This is a genomic window from Pseudoalteromonas aliena (assembly GCF_038155085.1).
Taxonomy (GTDB): domain Bacteria; phylum Pseudomonadota; class Gammaproteobacteria; order Enterobacterales; family Alteromonadaceae; genus Pseudoalteromonas; species Pseudoalteromonas aliena_A.
Window position 1 is genome coordinate 1 of sequence record NZ_JBAKAU010000145.1, and the last position, 225, is coordinate 225.

The window sequence follows — 225 nt, forward strand, 5'->3', positions numbered from 1 at the left end:
TAGCGTTGTATCAATTGGTGGCGAATGGCTTGCTAATAGTTTATGTGCACAACAACGCTTGAGTTTTATGGGTTACCTGTTACTTGAAGGAGCGGTTAGTTGCGACATTAAACACCCCGAAATAACGGACGTAGATTTTAGTCCTGAGTCATTATCGCAAGCACTTAATAAGCAACTCGAACGTGGTAATACCGGCAAGCAAGTTGTTAAAGTTGCTAAGTGAAG

At 41.8% G+C, this 225-nt stretch carries 1 pseudogene; it reads left to right on the top strand.

Going from position 1 to position 225, the window contains the following annotated elements:
- Window positions 1–223 (top strand): annotated as a pseudogene (locus tag V6260_RS18865) (zinc-binding dehydrogenase); the annotation flags it as partial.
- Between the last annotated feature and the right edge of the window lie 2 nt (window positions 224–225).